Consider the following 23046-nt stretch of genomic DNA (forward strand, 5'->3'; position numbering starts at 1 on the left):
CGGCAAGAACACGTCAAGGAAAGGACGTCAGGGTGGCGAACGAAGAAAAGCTCCGCTACTTCCTCAAGCGGGTCAGCACCGATCTCGACGCGGCGCAGGAGCGCCTGCGCGAGATGGAGGCCCGTGACACGGAGCCGATCGCGATCGTCGGCATGAGCTGCAGGTTCCCGGGAGGCGTACGCACTCCCGCGGACCTGTGGCGGCTCGTCTTCGACGGTACCGACGCCATGGCGCCCTTCCCGACAGACCGGGGCTGGGACCTCGGATCGATCATCGACACCGACTCCGACCAGTCGGGGACCTCCTACGTCGCCGACGGAGGATTCCTCGACGGAGTCGCCGAGTTCGATCCGGGGTTCTTCGGGATCTCGCCGCGCGAGGCGCTCGCCATGGACCCGCAACAGCGTCTCCTCCTGGAGACCTCCTGGGAGGCGTTCGAGCACGCGGGCATCGACCCCGAGACCGTACGGGGCAGCCAGGTCGGCGTGTTCGCCGGAACGAACGGCCAGGACTACCCGCTCCTCCTCGTCGGCAACCAGGCCGGCCTGGAGGGCTACCTCGGCACCGGCAGCGCGGCCGCCGTCGTCTCGGGCCGCATCTCGTACACGATGGGCCTGGAGGGGCCCGCCGTGACCGTCGACACGGCCTGCTCGTCGTCGCTGGTCGCCCTGCACCTCGCCGTGCAGTCGCTGCGCAACCGCGAGTGCTCCATGGCCCTGGCCGGCGGTGTGACCCTCATGGCCACCCCGGGCATGTTCATCGACTTCAGCCGCCAGCGCGGCCTCGCCACGAACGGCCGCTGCAAGGCGTTCGCCGACGCCGCCGACGGCACCGGGTTCTCCGAGGGCGTCGGGGTGATCCTCGTCGAGCGGCTGTCGGACGCCCGCCGCAACGGCCACCAGGTCCTCGCCGTGGTCCGCGGCTCCGCCGTCAACCAGGACGGCGCTTCCAACGGCCTCACCGCCCCCAACGGGCCCTCCCAGAAGCGCGTCATCCTCAAGGCCCTCGACAACGCGGGCGTGGCCACCGGCGACGTCGACGTCGTCGAGGCCCACGGCACCGGCACCACCCTCGGCGACCCGATCGAGGCCCAGGCCCTGCTCGCCACCTACGGGCAGAACAGGCCCGAGGACCGCCCCCTGTGGCTCGGCTCGCTCAAGTCCAACATCGGCCACACGCAGGCCGCGGCCGGTGTCGCGGGCGTCATGAAGATGGTCCTGGCGATGCGGAACGGGGTCCTGCCCCAGACGCTGCACATCGACAAGCCCTCCACCCATGTGGACTGGTCCGAGGGCGACGTACGACTGCTGTCGGAGCGCCGCCCCTGGCCGGAGACCGGCGCCCCGCGCCGGGCCGGCATCTCGGCCTTCGGCGTCAGCGGCACCAACGCACACGTCATCCTGGAGCAGGCCCCCGACGAGGAGGCCCCCGAGACCTCCCCGACCGAGGAGACCGCCCCCGCCGCCGCACCGGCGGCCGCGCTGCCGGCCGTCCCGTGGATCCTGTCCGCCAAGTCCCCGCAGGCCCTCGCCGACCAGGCCGCCCGCCTGCTGGCACACGTCCACGGGGACGCGTCGGCCTCGCTCACGGACATCGGCCACTCGCTGGCCCTCGCCCGGTCGCGCTTCGAGCACCGGGCCGCCGTGGTCGCCGGTGTGCGCGAGGAGTTCCTCGCGGCCCTGGAGGCGACAGCCGCCGGCACTCCCGTCCCGAACGTCGCACAGGGCGTCGCGGACGCCGACGTGCGGCCGGTGTTCGTGTTTCCGGGTCAGGGTGCGCAGTGGGTGGGGATGGCGGTGGGTCTGCTGGACTCGTCGCCGGTCTTCGCCGCCCGTATGGCCGAATGCGGGGCTGCGCTGGAGCCGTTCACGGACTGGTCGTTGCTCGATGTCGTGCGGGGGGTGGAGGGCGCGCCCGGCTTCGACCGCGTCGACGTCGTCCAGCCCGTCCTGTGGGCCGTCATGGTCTCCCTCGCCGAGGTCTGGCGTTCGTACGGTGTCGAGCCCGCGGCCGTCATCGGCCACTCGCAGGGCGAGATAGCCGCCGCCGCTGTCGCCGGCGTTCTGTCGCTGGAGGACGCGGCGAAGGTCGTGGCCCTGCGCAGCCAGGCGATCATCGCTCTGGCAGGCCGCGGTGGCATGGTGGCCGTCGCCCACTCGGCCGCCTGGGTGCGCGAGAAGATCGCCGCCTGGGACGGCCGTATCTCGGTCGCCGCCGTCAACGGACCCGCCACCGTGGTCGTCTCCGGCGACCCGGAGGCCCTGGACGAGCTGCTCGCCGAGTGCCGGAACACCACCGTCCGCGCCCGCAAGGTCGACGTGGACTACGCCTCGCACTCCGCGCACGTGGAGGAGATCGAGACCGAGCTGGCGAGACTCCTGGCCGGTATCGCCCCGCAGGCCGGCGCGACCGCCCTGTACTCCTCCCTCACCGGCGAGCTGCTCGACGGCCGGGAGATGGGCTCCGCCTACTGGTACAACAACCTCCGCGAGACCGTCGAGTTTGAGCAGGCCACCCGTACCGCCCTCGCCGACGGTCACACGGTCTTCATCGAGGTCAGCCCGCACCCCGTCCTCGCGATCGGCCTCCAGGGCACGATCGAGGCGGCCGAGGCCGAGGCGACGACGCTCGGCACTCTGCGCCGTGACGAAGGCGGTCTCGGCCGGTTCCTGACCTCCCTCGCCGAGGCCCATGTCCACGGCGCCACCGTCGACTGGGCAGCTGTCTTCGAAGGCACCGGCGCCGGCCGGACCGAACTGCCCACCTACGCTTTCCAGCGCTCCCGCTACTGGCCGGACTCGCCCGCCGCCGTTCTCGCCGAGGCGATCGACCCGGACGACGCCGCCTTCTGGGAGACCGTCGAGCGCCAGGACCTGGACGCTCTCGTCCAGACCCTGGGCGACGTCGACGACCCCACCGCGGCCTCGCTCGAGACCGTCCTGCCCGTCCTCGCCGCCTGGCGCCGCCAGCGCCGCGAGAAGTCGGCCTCCGGTTCCTGGCACTACCAGGTCACCTGGAAGCCGCTCCCGTCCTCCCTGGACGCCACCCTGACGGGCCGCTGGCTGCTCGCCGTACCCGAGCACCTCTCCGCCGACGACACCCTCGTCGTCGAGACCGTCGCCGAGGGCCTGGCCCGGCACGGCGCCGAGATCGCCCGGCTCACCGTCTCCGGCGGCGGCCCCGACCGCGCACGGCTCGCCGCGCTCCTCGCTGACGACTGGCACCTGTCCGGGGTGCTGTCCCTGCTCTCCCTGTCCGGCGGCACGCACGCCGACCACCCGGCGGTGCCCGCGGGGCTGGCCGCCGGTCTCACTCTCGTCCAGGCGCTCAACGACGCCGGTGTCGAGGCGCCCCTGTGGTGCGCCACGCGCGCCGCGGTCGCCACGGCCGCCGCCGACACCCTGCTCTCCCCGGCGCAGGCCGCCGTCTGGGGCCTCGGCCAGGTTGCGGCCATCGAACAGCCCGCCACATGGGGCGGCCTCGTCGACCTGCCCGTCGTGGTGGACGAGCGCGCCGCCGACCGGCTGGTGGGCCTCCTCGCCGGACGCGACGGCACCGAGGACGAGTTCGCCGTACGCACCTCCGGCGTCTACGCCCGCCGCCTGACCCGCGCGCCCTTCGCGGCCGACGCCGACGCGTGGTCGCCGCGCGGCACCGTCCTCGTCACCGGCGGCACCGGTGCCCTCGGCGGCCACGTCGCCCGGTGGCTGGCCCGCAGCGGCGCCGCCCACCTCGTGCTGGCCGGCCGCCGCGGCCTCGACGCCCCCGGCGCGCCGGAGCTGCGCGATGAACTCACCGCCCTGGGCGTCACGGTCACCATCGCCGCCTGCGACGTCGCGGACCGCGCAGCGCTGGCCGCCGTACTCGCCGATGTGCCGGCCGAGCACCCGCTGAGCGCGGTCGTCCACACCGCGGGAGTACTCGACGACGGCGTGCTGCCGTCCATGAACCCCGCCCGCTTCGCGGAGGTGCTCGACGCCAAGGCGACCGCCGCGGTCCACCTGCACGAGCTGACCCGCGACCTCGGCCTCGACGCGTTCGTCCTGTTCTCCTCGCTCGCCGGCACGTTCGGCAACGCCGGCCAGGCCAACTACGCCTCCGCCAACGCGCTGCTCGACGCCCTCGCACACCACCGCATCTCCCTCGGCCTCCCGGCCACCTCCATCGCCTGGGGAGCCTGGGGTGGCGGCGGCCTCGCCACCGACCCGCTGATCGCCCGGCGCATGGAGCGCGGCGGGATGCCCGCCATGGACCCCGAGGTCGCCGTCGCCGTCATGGCCAAGGCCGTCGCGGCAGGCGACGCCTGCTCCGTCGTCGCCGACGTCGACTGGGCCGTGCTCGCGCCGGGCCGGCTGGCCACCGGCCGCGCCGCGCTCATCGCCGACATCGACGACGTACGCCGGGTCGCCGCGACGTTCACCGTCCCGGCCGCCCCCGCCGCCGACCGCAGCGGCACCGGCGTCCTCGCCGCCCGCCTCGCCGAGATGTCGCCCGCCGACAGCACACGGATGCTGCTGGACCTCGTCCGCGGCCAGGCCGCCGCCGTGCTCGGCCACACGTCCGACGACAACGTGCAGCCGGGGAAGGCGTTCCGGGAGCTCGGCTTCGACTCGCTGACCGCCGTCGAACTGCGCAACCTGCTCGCCGCCACCACCGGGCTGCGGCTGCCGGCCACCCTGGTCTTCGACTACCCGACCCCCAACGAGCTGGCCGCCTTCCTGCACGCGGAGTTGGCCCCCGCCGCGGCGGCCCCTGCCGCCCGCGCCGCCGCGCCGGCCCGCGCCGCCGACGCCGACGACCCGGTGGTCATCGTGGGCATGGGCTGCCGCTTCCCGGCCGGCGTGTCCTCGCCCGAGCAGCTGTGGGACCTGCTGGCCGGCGGCACCGACGCGATCTCGCCGCTGCCCGGCGACCGCGGCTGGAGCCTGGAGCAGTACTACGACCCGGACCCGAACAAGCCCGGCGCGTCGCACGTCCGCGAAGGCGGATTCATCGACGCCATCAGCGAGTTCGACCCGGCCTTCTTCGGGATCGCGCCGCGCGAGGCGCTCGGCATGGACCCGCAGCAGCGGCTCCTCCTGGAGACCGCCTGGGACGCCTTCGAACGGGCCGGCATCGACCCGACCTCGCTCAAGGGCAGCCGTACGGGCGTGTTCGTCGGCACCAACGGCCAGGACTACGCCAACCTCCTGATCGGCTCCTCCGAGGGCGTCCAGGGCTACGTGGCCACCGGCAGCTCCGCCAGTGTGCTCTCCGGCCGCATTGCTTACACCCTCGGCCTCGAGGGCCCCGCGGTCTCCGTCGACACGGCATGCTCCTCCTCGCTCGTCGCGCTGCACTGGGCCGTCCAGGCGCTGCGGACCGGCGAATGCGAGATGGCACTGGCGGGCGGTGTCACCGTCATGTCCACCCCGGGCGTGTTCCTGGAGTTCAGCCAGCAGGGCGTGCTCGCAGCCGACGGCCGGGTGAAGGCCTTCGCGGACTCCGCCGACGGCACCGGCTGGGGCGAAGGCGTCGGCGTCCTGCTCGTCGAGAGGCTGTCCACGGCCCACCGCAACGGTCATCAGGTCCTCGCCGTCGTCGCCGGCTCCGCCGTCAACCAGGACGGGGCGTCCAACGGTCTGACGGCCCCCAACGGACCGTCCCAGCAGCGCGTCATCCGCCTGGCCCTCGCCGACGCGGGCCTGACCGGCGGCGACGTCGACGCGGTCGAGGCGCACGGCACGGGCACCACGCTCGGCGACCCGATCGAGGCCCAGGCCCTCCTCGCCACGTACGGCCGCGAGCGCGCCGAGGGCGGGCGGCCACTGCTGCTCGGCTCGGTGAAGTCCAACATCGGCCACACCCAGGCCGCCGCCGGTGTCGCGGGCGTCATCAAGATGGTGCTCGCGATGCGGCACGGAGTGCTGCCGCGGACCCTCCACGTCGACAGGCCCTCCACCCAGGTGGACTGGGAGTCCGGCGCGGTCGAGCTGCTCACCGAGCGCCGGGACTGGCCCGAGACGGGCGACCGTCCGCGCCGCTCCGCGGTCTCCTCCTTCGGTATCAGCGGCACCAACGCGCACGTCGTCCTTGCGCAGGCACCGGCCGAGCCGGACCTGCCCGCCGAGCCGGACGGGGCGCCGAGGGAACTGCCGCCGGTGGTGCCCTGGGTGTTGTCGGCCAAGTCGGACCGCGCGCTGGCCGGTCAGGCCGAGCGGCTTCTCGCCCGCGTCCGCGAGGACGGCGGCTCCTCCCTCGTCGACATCGGCTACTCGCTCGCCGTGCACCGCGCCCAGCTCGAGCGCAGGGCCGCCGTCGTGGCCGCGGACCGCGCCGAGTTCCTGCGCGGCCTGGAGGTCCTCGCCTCCGGGGCGACGGCCGCGGGCGTGCTGACGGGCCATGCCGCCGACGGCCGTACGGCGTTCCTGTTCTCGGGGCAGGGGTCGCAGCGGGCGGGGATGGGCCGGGAGCTGTACGAGGCGTATCCGGTGTTCGCTGATGCCTTCGACGCGGTGTGTGCGGAGCTGGACCGGCACTTGGACCAGTCGGTCAGGGAGATCGTCTTCGGTGGCTCGGAGCTGATCGACCAGACTGTTTACACGCAGGCGGGCCTGTTCGCGATCGAGGTGGCGCTCTTCCGTCTCCTCGCGCACTGGGGTGTCACCCCGGACTTCCTGCTCGGCCATTCGATCGGTGAGCTGGCGGCTGCGCATGTGGCGGGTGTCTGGTCGCTTCAGGACGCGGCCGCGCTGGTCGCGGCTCGCGGCCGTCTGATGCAGGCGTTGCCTACCGGTGGTGCGATGGTGGCCGTCCAGGCCAGCGAGGCCGAGGTACTGCCGCTGTTGGTCGACGGTGTGTCGATCGCCGCCGTCAACGGCCCCGACTCCGTCGTCATCTCCGGCGACGAAGACGCCGTACTCGCCATCGCCTCCCGCTTCGAGAAGACGAAGCGGCTCCGGGTCAGCCACGCCTTCCACTCGCCGCGCATGGAGTCCGTGCTCGCCGAGTTCAAGGCGATCGCCGAGGGCCTCACCTTCCACCCGCCGAAGATCCCGGTCGTCTCCAACGTCACCGGCGGCCTCGCGGGCGAGGACCTGCTGACGGCGGACTACTGGGTGAACCACGTCCGCGACGCCGTCCGCTTCCTCGACGGCATGCGCCATCTCGAGAGCCAGGGCGTCACGACGTACCTGGAGCTCGGCCCCGGCGGCGCCCTCGCCGCCATGGGCCAGGACTGCCTCGCCGACCCGCGCAAGAAGGCCCTGATCCCCGCCCTGCGCAAGGCCCTCGCCGAGCCGCGCAGCGTCATCGGCGCGATCACCGACGCCCACGTGCACGGCGCGGCCGTGGACTGGACCCGCTTCTACGCCGCGACCGGCGCCGCCCGGACCGATCTGCCGACGTACGCCTTCGACCGGCAGCGGTACTGGCCGCAGGCCCCCGAACACCCGGTGCTCCAGGCCCCGGCCGCCCCGCCGGCCGAGCACGCCGCCGACACCGAACTGTGGGAGGCCGTCGAATCCGGCGACGTCAGCGCCCTCCTGGCCGGACTCGGCCTCACCGGCGACATCCCGCTCAAGGACGCCCTCCCGGCCTTGTCCACCTGGCGCCGCCGCCGGCGCCGGCAGGACGTGGTCGACAACTGGCGCTACGAAGCGGCCTGGCGGCCCCTCACCGACCCCGCCTCCGCCTCCGCCCTGTCCGGCCGCTGGCTGCTGGCCGTCCCCGCGTCCCTCGCCACCGGCGAGCTCGCCGAGTGGGCGGCCCAGGGCCTGAAGTCGGCCGGCGCCGAGGTCGTACGCCTGGAGGCAGGCGCCACCGACCTCACCGCGTACACCGGCGCCGCCGGCGTCCTGTCCCTGCTGGGCCTCGACGACGCGACCCTCGACCAGGGCGTGGCCCCCGGCCTGGCCGCCACCCTCACCCTCGTCCAGCAGCTCGGCGCGGCCGGCATCGACGCCCCCCTCTGGGCCCTCACCCGCGGAGCCGTCTCCACGGGTCCGGCCGACGCCCTGCGCAGCCCTGCCCAGACCCAGGTCTGGGGCGTGGGCCGGGTCGTCGCACTGGAACACCCCAAGCGCTGGGGCGGTCTCGTCGACCTGCCCCCGACGCTCGACGCCGCCGCCTGGGACCGCACCGCCGCTGTCCTCGCCGGGACCGACGGAGAGGACCAGGCCGCGATCCGCGCCGAAGGCACCTTCGTACGCCGCGTCGTGCGCGCCCGGACCGGACCGGACTCCGGCTGGAACGTCCGTGGCACTGTCCTGATCACCGGCGGCACCGGCGGACTCGGGGCCCGGGTCGCCCGCTGGGCCGCCGCCGGCGGCGCCGACCGCGTCGTCCTCACCAGCAGGCGCGGAGCGGACGCCCCGGGAGCGGCCGAACTCTGCGAGCGGATCGGGGAGCTGGGCGCCCGCGCCACCGTCGTCGCCTGCGACGCGACCGACCGGGCGGCGCTCACCGCACTGGCCCGTTCGCTCGAGGCCGAGGGCACCCCCGTCCGCTCCGTGGTCCACACCGCGGGCGTCGGCCAGGCCACCGCACTCGCCGCCATCACCCCAGAGGAACTGGCCGGCGTCCTGGACGCCAAGGTGACCGGCGCGGCCAACCTCGACGCTGTCTTCGCGGACGCCGACCTGGACGCGTTCGTCCTCTTCTCCTCCATCTCGGCCACATGGGGCAGCGGTTGGCAGGGCGGCTACGCCGCGGCCAACGCCCACCTCGACGGCCTCGCCGAGGAGCGCCGGGCCCGCGGCCAGGCCGCCACCTCCCTCGCCTGGGGCCCCTGGGCCGGCGGCGGCCTCGCCCAGGGCGAGGCCGTGGAGCAGCTGGAGCGGCGCGGGCTGACTCTGATGGACCCGGATACCGCCATCGCGGCCATGGACCGCGCACTCGCCCTGGGCGAAGCCTGCGTCACCGTGGCCGACGTGGCATGGGACAAGTTCGCGCCCTCGTTCACGGCGCTGCGCCCCAGCCGCCTCCTGAGCGAGCTGTACGACCCGCGGCCCGGCCGGGCCCGGGCCGCCGACCAGGCCCCCGGCGGGGCCGAGGAGGCATCCGGGGCACTGCGCGCACGGCTGGAGTCCGCACCGGCCGACGAGCAGCGGCGGATCCTCGAGGAGCTGGTCCGCGCCGAGGCCGCCCAGGTCCTGGGCTACGCCTCCGCCCACGCCGTGGAACCCAACCGGGCCTTCCGCGACCTGGGATTCGACTCGGTGATGGGCATCGAACTACGCAACCGCCTCAACGACGCGACCGGTCTCGACCTCGAGTCGACGATCGTCTTCGACGAGCCGTCGCCCGAGACGCTCGCCGCCCGCATCCGCCACGAACTGCTGCCCGGAACACGGGACGCGGACACCGAGGAAGACGGCCCGGACGGCGTCGCACCCGCCGAGGAGACCGACGGCGACCGCACCGACCGCAGCGACGAGATCAAGGCCATGGACGTCCAGGAGCTGATCCGCATGGCAATGGAGACGAAGAGCGCATGACGGCGCGAACGCACAGGGGGAACAGCTGATGGATTCAGGTGCCGATCAGATCGTCGAGGCGCTCCGCTCCGCCCTCGTGGACAACGAGCGGCTGCGGCAGCAGAACCAGCGGATGTCCGACGCCTCCACCGAGCCCGTCGCCATCGTCGCGATGAGCTGCCGGTTGCCCGGGGGCGCCGTCTCCCCGGAGGCGCTGTGGCAGCTCGTGCTCGACGGCGAGGACGCCGTCACGGCCGTCCCCACCGACCGGGGCTGGGACCCGGCATGGCTGCGCGGCGCCGACGAGCCGCAGGACGCCCCGCTCTCACTGGAGGGCGGCTTCGTCCACGACGCCCCGTGCTTCGACCCGGCCCCGTTCGGGATCAGCCCGCGCGAGGCCCTCGCCATGGACCCGCAGCAGCGCCTGCTGCTCGAGGCCACCTGGGAGGCGTTCGAGCGGGGCGGCTTCGACCCGACCGCGCTGAAGGGCACACCCACCGGCGTGTTCGTCGGCTGCTCCGCCTCCGGGTACAGCGCGACCATGTACGGAGACGCCCGGGGAAGCGAGTCGTACCTCCTCACCGGCACCGCCGGCGGCGTGCTGTCCGGCCGCATCTCCTACACCTTCGGCCTGGAGGGACCGGCCGTCACTGTGGACACGGCCTGCTCCTCCTCGTCCGTGGCGCTTCACCTGGCCGTCCAGTCGCTGCGCAGGGGCGAGTGCACGCTCGCCGTCGCGGGCGGCGCCGCCGTCATCGCCACCCCGGGCGTCTTCGCCGAGTTCAGCAAGCAGGGCGGCCTGGCCGCCGACGGCCGCTGCAAGGCGTTCGGCGAGGGCGCCGACGGCACGGGCTGGGCCGAGGGCAGCGGAATGCTGCTCCTGGAGCGTCTGTCGGACGCCCGCCGCAACGGCCACGAGGTCCTCGCGGTCATCCGCGGCTCGGCCGTCAACCAGGACGGTGCCAGCAACGGACTGACGGCCCCCAGCGGTCCGGCGCAGCGCCGGGTCATCCGCCAGGCCCTCGCCGACGCCCGCCTGACCACCGCCGACGTCGACGCGGTCGAGGCGCACGGCACGGGCACCACGCTCGGCGACCCGATCGAGGCGCGTGCGCTGCTCGCCACGTACGGCCAAGGCCGCCCCGAGGACCGGCCGCTGTGGCTCGGCTCCCTCAAGTCGAACATGGGCCACCCGCAGGCCACCGCCGGAGTCGCCGGCGTCATCAAGATGGTCATGGCCATCCGTAACGGCGTGCTGCCCAGGACCCTCCACGCCGAAGAGCCCTCGTCACACGTCAACTGGTCGGCGGGCGCGGTCCGGCTGCTCAGCGAGCAGCAGCCGTGGCCCGAGACCGGCCGGGCGCGCCGCGCGGGCGTCTCCTCCTTCGGTATGAGCGGTACGAACGTCCACCTCATCTTGGAGGAGGCGCCACAGGAGGAGCCCGCCGAGCCGGAGACGGGCGCGGCCGGGACCGGCCTCGCCGTCGTCCCCTGGGTGCTCTCCGCCAAGACGGAGAACGCCCTGCGCGCCCAGGCCGAGCGGCTGCTCGACCGGGTCCGCGAGGACGGGGAGGCATCCCTCGCGGACGTCGGCTACTCCCTCGCGCTGACCCGGACGTCGTTCAACCACCGGGCCGCCGTGGTGGCCGGTGAGCGCGGGGACTTCCTCGCCGCCCTGGAGGCGATAGCGGCGGGATCCCCTTCCGCCGCAGTGGTGCACGGGAGCGCCGGCCGGGGTTCCCGTCCGGTGTTCGTGTTTCCGGGTCAGGGTGCGCAGTGGGTGGGGATGGCGGTGGGTCTGCTCGACTCGTCGGCGGTGTTCGCGGAGCGGATGGCGCAGTGCGGGGCTGCGCTGGAGCCGTTCACCGGTTGGTCGTTGCTCGATGTCGTGCGGGGGGTGGAGGGCGCGCCCGGCTTCGACCGGGTGGATGTCGTCCAGCCCGTCCTGTGGGCCGTGATGGTGTCGCTGGCGGAGGTCTGGCGTTCGTACGGTGTGGAGCCCGCGGCTGTGATCGGTCACTCGCAGGGTGAGATCGCGGCGGCCGCGGTCGCCGGGGTGCTGTCGCTTGAGGATGCGGCGAAGGTCGTGGCGCTGCGGAGCCGGGCGATCATTGCCCTGGCCGGGCGTGGTGGCATGGTGTCGGTGGCTCAGCCCGCCGCGTGGGTGCGGGAGAAGATCGCGGCGTGGGACGGTCGTATCTCGGTCGCCGCCGTCAACGGACCCTCTTCCGTGGTCGTCTCCGGTGACCCGCAGGCCCTGGACGAGCTGGTCGCCGAGTGCCTGGCGGCCGAGATCCGTGCCCGTAAGGTCGATGTGGACTACGCCTCGCACTCCGCCCACGTGGAGGAGATCGAGGCCGAACTGGCGAAGCTGCTCGCCGGGATCACCCCACGCAGTGGTGAGACCGCCCTGTACTCCTCCCTCACCGGCGAGCTCCTCGACGGCCGGGAGATGGGCTCCGGCTACTGGTACAACAACCTCCGCGAGACCGTCGAGTTCGAGCAGGCCACCCGCGCCGCCCTCGCCGACGGCCACTCCGTCTTCATCGAGGTCAGCCCCCACCCCGTCCTGTCGATGGGCCTCCAGGGCACCGTCGAGGACGTAGGCGCCGACGCCGCCGTGCTCGGCACCCTGCGCCGTGACGAAGGCGGCCTCGATCGGTTCCTCACCTCCCTCGCCGAAGCCCATTGCCATGGTGTGGCCGTCGACTGGGCCGGAGTCTTCGCGGGCACCGGAGCCCGGCCCGTGGCCCTGCCCACGTACGCCTTCCAGCGCGCCTACTACTGGCCCGACCCGCCGGCGCCCGGCAGCTTCCTCGCGACACCCGCGGCCTCGGGCGAGCCTGCCGAGACCCTCGACGACGACGAGGTCGCCCGGACGAGCGGGGAGTTCGCGGCGCAGCTGCGGGACGCACCGGCCGCCGAGCGACACTGGCTGCTCGTCGGCCTCGTGACACAGCACGCGGCCGCCGGCCTCGGCCACGACTCGGCCGAGGCCATCGAGAAGGACACCAACTTCCTGGAGCAGGGCTTCGACTCCCTGACCGCGCTCAAGATGCGCAACAACCTCCAGAAGGTCCTCGGCGTCCGCCTCTCGCCGACGCTGCTCTTCGACCACCCCACCCCGGTCCGGCTCGCCCGTCACCTCGCCGAGCGCCTGCTCGGCTCCGAGGCAGTGGACGAGGCTCCGCAGCCGGGCGCCAACGGTCTGCTCGGACAGCTCTTCCGGCACAGCCGGGACATCGGCAAGCCCGTGGAGTACACCGAACTGCTGATCAACCTGGCCTCCTTCCGGCCGACCTACGAGGACCACGCGAGCCTCCAGACGCCCCACCGCGCGGTCCCGCTGGCCCGGGCCGGCACGGAGGACGCCCGCCCGGCCCTGATCAGCTGCTGCACCATGTCGATGCTGTCCGGCGCCCACGAGTACGCGCGCCTGGCGGCCGGCTTCCGCGGCGTCCGGGACGTCTACGCCCTGCCGCACCCCGGGTTCGGGGCCGGCCAGGACCTGCCCGCGAGCCGCGACACGCTGCTGCGCACCCACGCGGACACGGTCCTGCGGACTGTCGGGGACAGCCCGTTCGTCCTGACCGGGCACTCCGGCGGCGCGATGGTCGCCAGCGTCCTCTCCCTGGAGCTGGCCCGCCAGGGCAGGGCCCCGGAGGCGGTGGTCCTCATGGACAGCTACCCCGTCGACAGCCCGGTGCTCGTCAACTGGATCCCGCAGATGCTCGACGGCATGGTCGAACGGGACAGCGCCTACACGCCGATGGACGACTACCGCACCACGGCCTGGGCGGCGTACCTCCAGTTCTTCTTCGACTGGAAGGCCCAGCCGCTCGACATCCCGACCCTCCTGGTCCGTGCGGCCGACCCGCTCGGCACCATCCCCGAGGACGCCGACTGGCGTGCCCATTGGCCGTACCGCCACGACGTGGTCGACGTTCCCGGCGACCACTTCACGATGCTGGGCGACCACTCGGAGGACGTCGCCAAGCGCATCCAGGGGTGGCTGACCGACCAGGGTCTGTGACCCCCGCACGCCCGGGATGACAACGGGAGAGGAGCGGGGCCCCCCCGGGGGGGGCGCGCCCCGCCCCGTGGCGGGGGGGGGGGGGGGGGGCCGGGCCCCCCCCCCCCGGCCCCCCCGGGGCCCCCCCCCCCGCCCCCGCGCCCCCCGGTGGGGGGCGGGCCCCCCCGCGGGGGGGCCCCCCCCCCCCCCCGCCCCCCCCCCGGGGGGGGCCCCCCCCCCCCGGGGGGGGCCCCCGCTCCTCTCCCGTTCGCGGCGGCTGGTCCCGCGCGCGGCGCACAGCGCGCGGGACCAGCGCGTCAGCTCAAGCGCTCCGCGACCTCCGCGATGTGGCTCAGTGTCGGGCGGGCGATGAACGGCGCCAGGTGGGACATGAACTCCTTCTCCCGCTCCGGCGCCACGACCGTCGAGGCCACCCGCGCCAGCATGGTCAGCATGCTCACCGAGTCGCCGCCCAGCGCGTGGAAGTCCGGGTCCTGGCCCAGCCTGTCCGCCGGAAGACCCAGCGTGTCGGCCCAGATCCCGGCCATGACGGCCTCGACGCCCGCACGCTCCCCGGCCGCATCCTCCGGCTCCTCCGCCGAGTCGAAGGGCTTCGGCAGAGCGGAGACGTCGACCTTGCCGTTGGGGGTCAGCGGCAGCTCCGGGATCACCAGCGTCGTGCCCGGGACCATGTAGCGCGGCAGGCGCTCGGCGACGAACGAGGCGAGCGCGTCCGTCGCCACCTCCTCGTCCAGCACGACCCACGCGTACAGCGCCTTGTCGGTCGTACCCGGACGCGGCAGGCCGGCGACGAAGGCACTGGCCACCGCCGGGTGCTCCTCGAGGGTGCGGGCGATCTCCGCCGGCTCCACCCGGTGGCCGTGCACCTTGACCTGCTCGTCCGTCCGGCCCGCCGACTCCAGCTCGCCGGACGGCAGCAGCCGCGCCAGGTCACCGCTGCGGTAGACGCGCGTGCCGTCGGCGAGGTGCACGAACCGCTCGGCGTTCAGATCGGGGCGGCCCCGGTAGCCGCGGGCGAGCTGGTCCCCGGCCAGGAACATCTCGCCGACCTCGCCCGGCTCCACGAAGCAGCCGCGCGCGTCCAGCAGATGGATCCGGGTGTTGGGGGTCGGCACACCGATCGGCACCGACGGCAGCTCTGTGTCCCGCGCCGGGTCGAACAGCCGGGACATGCAGCCGATCGTCGTCTCCGTCGGACCGTACTCGTTGAAGATGCGGCACTCCGGACCGAAGATCTCCTGCGCCCGGGCGGCGACCGCGCCGCGCAGCAGCTCGCCGCCCGCGATGACCGTACGGAAGCCCACCGGACGCAGTCCCAGCCGGCTGATCAGGTCCAGATGGGTCGGGGTCAGCTTGAGCGCGTTGGCCCCCGACGAGGTCAGGATGGACCGCAGCACCACATGGTCGATGTCGTCCGGGACCAGGGCGATGGAACCGCCGACCAGCAGCGGCAGGAACAGCGCCGTGTTGGAGAGGTCGAACGCCAGCGAGGTGAAGAGCGGGAAGCAGGTGGTGTCGTCCACCCCGTACGTACGCAGCGCCCAGTCGGCGAAGACCGTCAGCTGGGCGTGCTCGACCTCGACTCCCTTCGGGCGGCCCGTCGAACCGGACGTGTAGATGATGTACGCGAGATCGCCGGGCCGTACGCCGGCGGCGGCGGGCCGGCCGCCGCGGTCGGCGAGGTCCTCCAGGACCGCCGCCTCGCAGCCCACCGGCACCAGGTCGCGCTTGGCGAGCGCCCGGTCGACCAGGCACACGCTCGCCCGGGCGTCCCGCAGCAGGCCGGACAGGCGCTGGTCGGGGTGGGCAGGGTCCAGCGGCAGATAGGCGGCGCCGGCCTTGAGGACTCCCCAGATGCCGGCCATCGCCGCGACCGTGCGGCCGGCCGCGAGACCCACCACCGAGCCGCGGCCCACTCCTCGGTCCTGCAGCTCCGCGGCTATCGCGTCGGCCCTGCGGTTCAGCTCAGCGTAACCGACCGGACCCTCCGGGCCGTTCAGCGCGATCGCGTCCGGGGTGCGGGCGGCCTGCGCCTCGAACTGCTCCACCACGGTCGCGGACCGCGCCAACGGCCGGGCGGTGTCGTTGCCCGCCCACTCCTTGCGGTGCGAGGGCGACAGCTCCTCCTCGATCGCGTCGAGGAGAGCTTCGGCCCGCTGGGCGGCCCCGGGGCCGTCGTGCCAGCCGATGGTGATCTCCGTACGGCCGGCGAACTCCAGCAGGTCCACCTCCGGCGGACCGACCGGGCCCGAGTTCGGCAGGGCGAAGACGTCGGTGGCCCGGAACCCGACGGTGCTCAGCGCGTCCGGGCTGATCTTGCCCATGTTGGAGAGCGTCGCCAGGGCGGAGTATTTGTTCCGCGCGGCCGAGTACGCGTCGAGTTCGGCGATCTGGCCGCGCAGGATGTCCAGCGGCACGGTCGTCATGACGGTGTCGGCGCGGGCCGCCAGGTCGTGGCCCTCGGCCAGCAGCGTCAGCATCTGCTCGTGCGCGTCCTCCCACCCGGCGTCGGCATCCACCTCGAACAGCGGATTGTGCGTGAGGTTGCCCGTCGAACGCAGGTCGGGGGCGTAGCGGCGCAGGTCCACCGGAACCATGAAGCGCCCGGTCCGCACACCGCGGGACCGGGCGATGGCGAGCGCCACCTTGGCGACCGCACCGGGGTGCGAGCCGTCGACAGTGCGCCGGCGCCAGAAGAAGCCGCGGTTCTCGGCCCCGGCGGCCCGGGGACCCAGCGCGGACGGCCAGTTCAGGTCCGCCTGGACACCGGGGGAGGACGGCACGCCCTCCGCGTCGAGCCGGTCGAGGAGCTGCGCCTCGCTCACCGGGTCGGGCGCCCCGAGCAGCGGCTCACCGCGGAGCGCCCGGAACACCTCCTCGGCCCAGAACATCAGGCCCTTGCCGTCGAGGGCGCCGTGGAAGGCGCGGAAGACGATGTGCGTACCGCCGGGGTGCCCCGCCAGCAGCACCTCGCACGTGGGACCGCCGTCCCCCATCAGGGGGCGGTGGAGGTCCGGCGCGTCGGCGGCCGGGTCCAGGCTGCCCGCGGGCAGCTCCCGTACCACCGGCGTCGTACCGCTGTCCCGCCACGTCATGCCCTCGCGGGTGAGCCGGGTACCGGGGCAGGAGACCGCGGCCTCCTCGACCGCGGCGGCCAGCTCGGGCCGGGTGATCACCCCGGTGCCCTGCACGAACAGATGCATGACACCGGGCACCGAGTCCGGATAGACAAGGAACCAGGCCTCCATGGGGGAGACCGGCCGACTGTAGGTGGTGGGGTCCGCCCCGATGGGCATGGCGTGCTACCTCTCCGTGGTGTTCAGCAGGTTCGGCCCAGCGCTCTGCAGCACCTGGCCGCCGTCCGGGCGCGACGCGCGCGACCGCCGGTGGTCGATGTGTACGAAAATCCGCTGGAGCCAGCGGTCAGCGCCGTCGTAGCGCGGCTGGAACGCGTTCCGGCCGTGCAGCGCCATGCGGTTGTCGACCAGGGCCAGGTCGCCCGGCGCGAGCAGCAGCTCCCGGTAGGTTTGCTCGACCGCCTTCTCGAGCAGCTGCAGCGCGTCGGCGGCGGTGTCGTCCAGCGCCGTCGTACTGCTGAAGTCGACCGTCAGGTCCGGGTCGTCGGGGCTGCCGGTCAGCACACCGCGCGGCTTTTCACTGCCCGGCGGCATGTCGAACGAGGCCGGCGCGGCGATCGTGAAGCGCGGCTTGTGCAGCACAGCCCGGACCGGCTCCGGGAGCAGCGGCACTATGCGGCGGACCGACGCCACCCGCAGCTTCGCCACGTTCTCGTGGTCGTTGCGCACACACATCAGGCCGACGAAGTCGGGGCGCAGCGGATGGAAGGCGTTCTCCGTGTGCATGTTCAGCTTGGCGGAGCCCGCGTTGCCCTGGAACTTCTCCATGCCGGGCACCGGCACCACGTCCTGCACCAGGGCGCCGGACTTCTCCTTGTCGAAGGCGACCACCTCGCCCAGCGCCATGCCGATCAGGGTGAGCGCCGCGGCCGGCACCGTCGCGGTGCGCTGCACCGAGCCGGCGACGGTCGGCGTGGTCGGCTCCTCGCCGGACGCGTGCTGCGGCAGATTGCGCAGCAGCAGCATCGCGTCGGTACCCGCGTCCCAGGTGAACCTCCGCAGCCGGGCCCGCAGCCTGGGCGGCAGCTCACTCGACAGCGTGCGGGCGGCGTCCACCCAGCGGGGGTCGTCGATCAGATGGGGGGCCGTACCGGCCAGGGTCACGGCCGAGGCGGCGAGTTCGGCCTTCTCCGCATCGTCCAGCCGAAAGACCGGATCGGCGATGCTTGCCACCTCCGTATGGGCAGACATAAGTCTCCATTCGTTGACGAGATGTCATGAGCGAATGCCATGTGCTTTTTTCGAGCAGGCTACGAGTGGCCGGAAACCTCGACAACCCTTATCGGTAGGGGTTGTCCCCCTATCGATGAAGGACACTTGCTGCAAGGCCACTTGATGCCACTCGCGAAGCCGGATTCGGCCCGCGGGCCACGCTACGGTGGCTGCAATCACAGCTCTTGGCGGCGGCCGATGAATGCGCCAACATGGTCCGGCAGCCTGGCGGCCACGGTCAGGGCCTCGGAATTCGAGCACTCGGAAGCGTGGATACCCTTGAGCGCACAGACGACGGAAATCAGCCCCTCACATCTATCCGCCGCACTCGATTACGCGGACGGAGCATTCGGACGGCCGGGACGCGGAGAATTCGGGAGAGCGGCGGCCTTCAAACGCAACCGCCCCCGCGTCGGCCACATTTCCTTCCTGAACTGCCTGCCCCTGTACTGGGGCCTCGCGAAGACCGGCAGCCTGCTGGACTTCGATGTCACCAAGGCCAGCCCCGAAATCCTCAACACCGCCCTGGTCGAGGGCCGGCTGGACATCGGCCCGATCAGCGTCCTCGAGTACCTCAAGCACGCCGAGGACCTGGTCGTCCTGCCGGACATCGCGATCGGCAGCGACGGCGACGTCCAGTCCTGCCTGATCATCAGCAAGGTGCCCCTCGAGGAGCTCGACGGTGCGAAGGTCGCCCTCGGCTCCACCAGCCGCACCTCCGTCCGCCTCGCCCAGCTGCTGCTCGGCGAGCGCATCGGCGTCCACCCCCGCTACCACGTCAGCGAGCCCGACCTCGGCGTGATGATGCGCGACGCCCAGGCCGGCGTGGTCATCGGCGACGCCGCCCTGTGCGCCGCCCTCTACGAGGCGCCCCGCCTCGGCCTCCAGGTGCACGACCTCGGCGGCATGTGGCAGGACTGGACCGGCCTCCCCTTCGTGTTCGCCGTGATGGCGGCCCGGCGCGAATTCCTGGACCGCGAACCCGGAATCGTCCACCGCGTCCACAACGACCTCCTGCACGCACGGGACATTTCCCTGCAGGAGATCGATCTGATCTGCGAACAGGCCGCCGAATGGGAGACGTTCGCCCCGGAGACACTGAAGGACTATTACCTCAACGGACTCGACTTCGATTTCGGCCCGCGACAGCTCGCAGCCGTCACCGAGTTCGCGCGAAAGGTGGGCGGCCCGGACGCCGGATTCTCCCCGAACGTACGGATCGACGTACTCGGACTGCGCCCGTAGGGGCAACGCAGGGGGCGGCAGGGGTTCAGTCACGTAAGCCGGTCGAACACACTGGCCGCAACACTCTCGGCCGGAGTCCGCCGCTCGGCGTGTGAGAGCCGGGAGGGGCCGACTCGAGAGACGGATATGGTGACATGCTGCGTGCCGAGCTGATCCGCCCATTCCCTGAAATCCTGCAGGGGCACGCCGAACGGTACGCCGGGAAAACGGCATTCCGCGACGCGCGCAGGGCCGTCACGTACGCCGACCTGGACCAGCGCACCCGGCGGCTCGCCGGACATCTCGCGGAACTCGGACTGAACCCCGGGGACCGCGTCGTCATCCTGCTCGGCAACCGCGTCGAGACCGTCGAGAGCTACCTCGCGGCGATCCGCGCCGCGGCCGTCGGCGTCTCCGTCAACCCGCACTCCGCCGACGCCGAACTCGCCCACATCCTCACCGACAGCGGCGCCCGCCTCGTCATCACCGACCCTGCACACGCCGCCCAGGTCCGGCGCGCCCAGAGCCCCGACCACCCGGCGCCCGCACTCGTCGTCGTACCGGACACCACCGGCCCGACACCGCCCGAGCCCGGCACGGCCTGCTACGAGACCCTCGCCACCACCGAACCCGGCACCCCCGCCCGGGACTCCCTCGGCCTCGACGACATCACCTGGCAGCTGTACACCTCCGGCACCACCGGCAAGCCCAAGGGCGTGCTGTCCACCCAGCGCAACGCCCTCTGGGCGGTCGCCGCAGCCTACGCGCCGGTCGCCGGGCTCTCCGCCGACGACCGCGTCGTCTGGCCGCTGCCACTCTTCCACAGCTTCTCCCACGTCGCCTGCGTCGTCGGCGTGACCGCCGTCGGCGCCACCGCCCGCATCGTCGACGGCTTCTCCGCCGAGGACATCGCCGCCGCCGTCCGCGAGGAGTCCGCCACCTTCCTCGCCGGCGTCCCCGCCCTGTACCAGCACCTCGTCGACGCCGCTGACGGACACGGCTTCCAGAGCACCGAGCTGCGCACCTGCCTGGTCGCCGGCGCGATCACGACCGCCACCCTCCAGACCGCCTTCGAAGCCGCGTACGGCGTCCCGCTGCTCAACCTCTACGGCAGCACCGAAGCCTGCGGCGCCATCACCATGAACACCGCCACCGGCCCCCGCGTCGAAGGCTCCTGCGGCCTGCCCGTCCCCGGCCTCGACGTACGCCTCGTCGACCCCGCCACCGGAGCCGACAGCGCGCCCGGCGCCGAAGGCGAGATCTGGGTCAAGGGCCCCAACGTGATGGCCGGCTACCACAACCGGCCCGACGCCACCGCCGAGGTCCTCGCCGACGGCTGGTACCGCACCGGCGACCTGGCCCGCCGCGCCCCCTCCGGGTACTTCACCATCACCGGCCGCCTGAAGGAACTCATCATCCGCGGCGGCGAGAATATCCACCCCACCGAGATCGAGGACGTCCTGCGCGCCCTGCCCGGCGTCGCCGACGTCGCCGTCACCGGGGCGCCGGACCCCGTCCTCGGCGAAGTTCCGGTGGCCTTCCTCGTCCCCGGGCCCGACGGCCTGCCCGCCCCCGCCGAACTCCTCGCCGCCTGCCGTACACACCTGTCGTACTTCAAGGTCCCGCACGCGTTCCACGCCGTCGCCCGCATCCCCCGTACGGCCTCCGGCAAGATCACCCGCCCCGCCCTCCTCACCTGCCCCTCCCGCCTCCTGGCCGCGCCCGCCCCCGGCCACACCCTCCACCACCCCCGGTGGTCCCCCCTGCCGGCCACGACCGGCGACGCGGCCGCCGACCGGACCACCGCACCCGGGGACTGGGTGGTCCTGGGAACGGCCGCTTCCCGCCTGACCGGCGCACTGCGGGACGCCGGCGCCACCGTCCACACCCACCCCGACGCGGCCTCGCTCACCGCCGCCCTGGCCGCCGGCGCCCCGGCACCCGAACGGGTCCTGCTCGTACCCGCCGAGCACACCGACCCGGCCACCGCCGCCGAGGACCTGGCCGACACCGTCGGTGAACTCCTCGCGGACAGCGCCCTCCAGGCCACCCACTGCGTCGTGGCCACCCGCGGCGCCGTGTCGACCGGCCTCGGCGACCCGGTCGTCGATCCGGCCCATGCCGCCGTACGCGGCGCCCTGCGCGCCCTCGACGACCGCCACCCCGGCCGCTGCGCGCGCATCGACATGGACCCCGCCACCGACGCGACCACCCCCGCCGACCTGCACGCCCTCCTCCACGCCCTCGACACAGGCGTCCGCGAAGGCGCCGTCCGCCGCGGCCGGATCCTCGTACCTGGACTGCGCGGCGCGGCACACATCGGCTCCGGGGCGTCCTCCGCCGGCCCCCTCGAACCCCACGGCACGGTCCTGATCACCGGCGCCGAGGATCCGGCCACGGCCGACCTCGCCCGCCACCTCGTCACGTCCCACGGAGTGCGCGACCTCCTGCTGCCGTACTCCACCGACAAGGACGCGGTAGAGGCCCTGAGCGCCGAACTGGCCGACGCGGGCGCTGAGATCACCACCCTCGCCCTCGACCCGGCCGCCGTCCTCGCCGCCGCCCCGGCCCCGCTCACCATCGTGGTGCACACCCTCCCCACCGGGCTTCGCACCGCCGTCGACACCACCCTGGCCCTCCAGCGGATCGCCGGGCCCGCCCGCCTGCTGCTGATCGCCCCGCCCGGCACGGCCCCCGCCGCCGAGGCATTCGCCCACGCCCTCGCCGCCCAGCGCCACGCCCAGGGCCTACCCGCCCTCGCCCTCACCACCGGCAACGAGCTGGCGGGCCGCGAACGCACGGCGGCACTCGACGCCGCCCTGCTGCTCCTCGGCGACGAGCCCAGTCTCGTCGCGGACCCCGCCGTCACCGCGACGGCCGAGCCCGCACCGCACCCCGCCGCACCGGAGCCCGCGACGGCCCGGCGACTGCGGGAGGAACTCGCCCCTCACACCGAGCAGGAACAGATACGGATTCTCCTCGAGCTCGTCCGCACCGAGGCCGCCGAGGTGGCCCAACTGCGGGCGGCCCACGAGGTCGAGCCCGACCGGGCGTTCAGGGACCACGGCTTCACCTCCCAGGCGGCCGTCCGTCTTCGCGGCCGCCTGACCACGGCCACCGGCCTCGCGCTCCCGGCCACCCTGGTCTTCGACCACCCCACCCCCGCCGCCGTCGCCCGCCACCTCCACCTGCTCCTGACCGGAGCCGGCACCGCTACCGGCACGGGCGTCCCGGACCCGTCGGCGGAACGCACCGGCACCCTCCACGATCCCATCGCGATCGTCGCGATGGCCTGCCGGCTCCCCGGCGGCATCGCCTCACCGGACGACCTCTGGCGGATGGTCGCCGCCGGCGGCCACGGCATCACCCCCCTCCCCGACGACCGGGGCTGGGACCTGGCCGCCCTCTACCACCCCGACCCGGACCACCCGGGCACCATGTACGTCCGCGACGGCGGCTTCCTGCACGACGCGGCCGGGTTCGACGCCGCGTTCTTCGGCATCAAGCCGCGCGAGGCTCTCGCCATGGACCCGCAGCAGCGACTCGTGCTCGAGACCTCCTGGGAGGCCCTGGAGCGCGCGGGCATCCCGCCGCTCTCCCTGCACGGCACCCGGACCGGCGTCTACGTCGGCCTCATGTACCACGACTATGCGGCCGACAGCGGAGCCGCCCTCGGCGCGGCCGAAGGCTACGTCTGCACCGGCACCGCCGGCAGCGTCGCCTCCGGCCGCGTGTCCTACGCCCTCGGCCTGGAGGGCCCGGCGGTCACGGTCGACACCGCCTGCTCGTCCTCGCTGGTCGCGCTGCATCTGGCGGCGCAGGCGCTGCGGGCGGGGGAGTGCGACCTCGCCCTTGCGGGCGGTGTGAGCGTGATGGCAGGACCCGGCTCGTTCGTCGAGTTCAGCCGGCAGGGCGGCCTGGCCGCCGACGGCCGCTGCAAGTCCTTCGCGGAGGGCGCGGACGGCACGGGCTGGTCCGAGGGCGT

General features: G+C 73.6%; 6 protein-coding genes. 4 read left to right on the top strand and 2 right to left on the bottom strand.

Translation table 11 applies throughout. The features are described from left to right. Positions 1 to 32 precede the first annotated feature (32 nt). Both ACFYPC_RS36195 and ACFYPC_RS36200 read left to right on the top strand, forming a co-directional pair. Positions 33 to 9476, top strand: coding sequence for a type I polyketide synthase (locus ACFYPC_RS36195; protein WP_391891592.1), 9444 nt, complete (start codon positions 33 to 35; stop codon positions 9474 to 9476). A gap of 28 nt (positions 9477 to 9504) precedes the next feature. Continuing rightward, complete coding sequence (locus tag ACFYPC_RS36200) at positions 9505 to 13488, top strand: type I polyketide synthase (protein WP_391891593.1); 3984 nt, start codon at positions 9505 to 9507, stop codon at positions 13486 to 13488. Positions 13489 to 13784: 296 nt separating this feature from the next. Here the strand turns inward: ACFYPC_RS36200 and ACFYPC_RS36205 are convergent, their stop codons facing one another. Both ACFYPC_RS36205 and ACFYPC_RS36210 read right to left on the bottom strand, forming a co-directional pair. Beyond that, positions 13785 to 16784, bottom strand: a complete 3000-nt coding sequence (locus ACFYPC_RS36205) for an amino acid adenylation domain-containing protein (RefSeq protein WP_391891594.1) — start codon at positions 16782 to 16784, stop codon at positions 13785 to 13787. A gap of 6 nt (positions 16785 to 16790) precedes the next feature. Then, the gene (locus ACFYPC_RS36210; RefSeq protein ID WP_391891595.1) at positions 16791 to 17816 is read right to left on the bottom strand and encodes a TauD/TfdA family dioxygenase; all 1026 of its coding nucleotides are present in this window, start codon (positions 17814 to 17816) and stop codon (positions 16791 to 16793) included. Positions 17817 to 18257: 441 nt separating this feature from the next. Between ACFYPC_RS36210 and ACFYPC_RS36215 the strand changes: the two genes are divergently transcribed. Both ACFYPC_RS36215 and ACFYPC_RS36220 read left to right on the top strand, forming a co-directional pair. Then, positions 18258 to 19082, top strand: a complete 825-nt coding sequence (locus ACFYPC_RS36215; protein ID WP_391891597.1) for a menaquinone biosynthetic enzyme MqnA/MqnD family protein — start codon at positions 18258 to 18260, stop codon at positions 19080 to 19082. Positions 19083 to 19216: 134 nt separating this feature from the next. Then, the coding region (locus ACFYPC_RS36220; RefSeq protein WP_391891596.1) for an AMP-binding protein at positions 19217 to 23046 on the top strand (3830 nt) is incomplete at its 3' end.

Source organism: Streptomyces sp. NPDC005808, from assembly GCF_042871385.1.
In the GTDB taxonomy this organism is placed as follows: Bacteria; Actinomycetota; Actinomycetes; order Streptomycetales; family Streptomycetaceae; genus Streptomyces.

What these genes read in the sequence shown, in the direction of transcription:
- ACFYPC_RS36200 (WP_391891593.1), top strand. Translation starts at nt 9,505, where the DNA reads ATGGATTCAGGTGCCGATCAGATCGTCGAGGCGCTCCGCTCCGCCCTC.
- ACFYPC_RS36205 (WP_391891594.1), bottom strand. Translation starts at nt 16,784, where the DNA reads ATGCCCATCGGGGCGGACCCCACCACCTACAGTCGGCCGGTCTCCCCC.
- ACFYPC_RS36210 (WP_391891595.1), bottom strand. Translation starts at nt 17,816, where the DNA reads ATGTCTGCCCATACGGAGGTGGCAAGCATCGCCGATCCGGTCTTTCGG.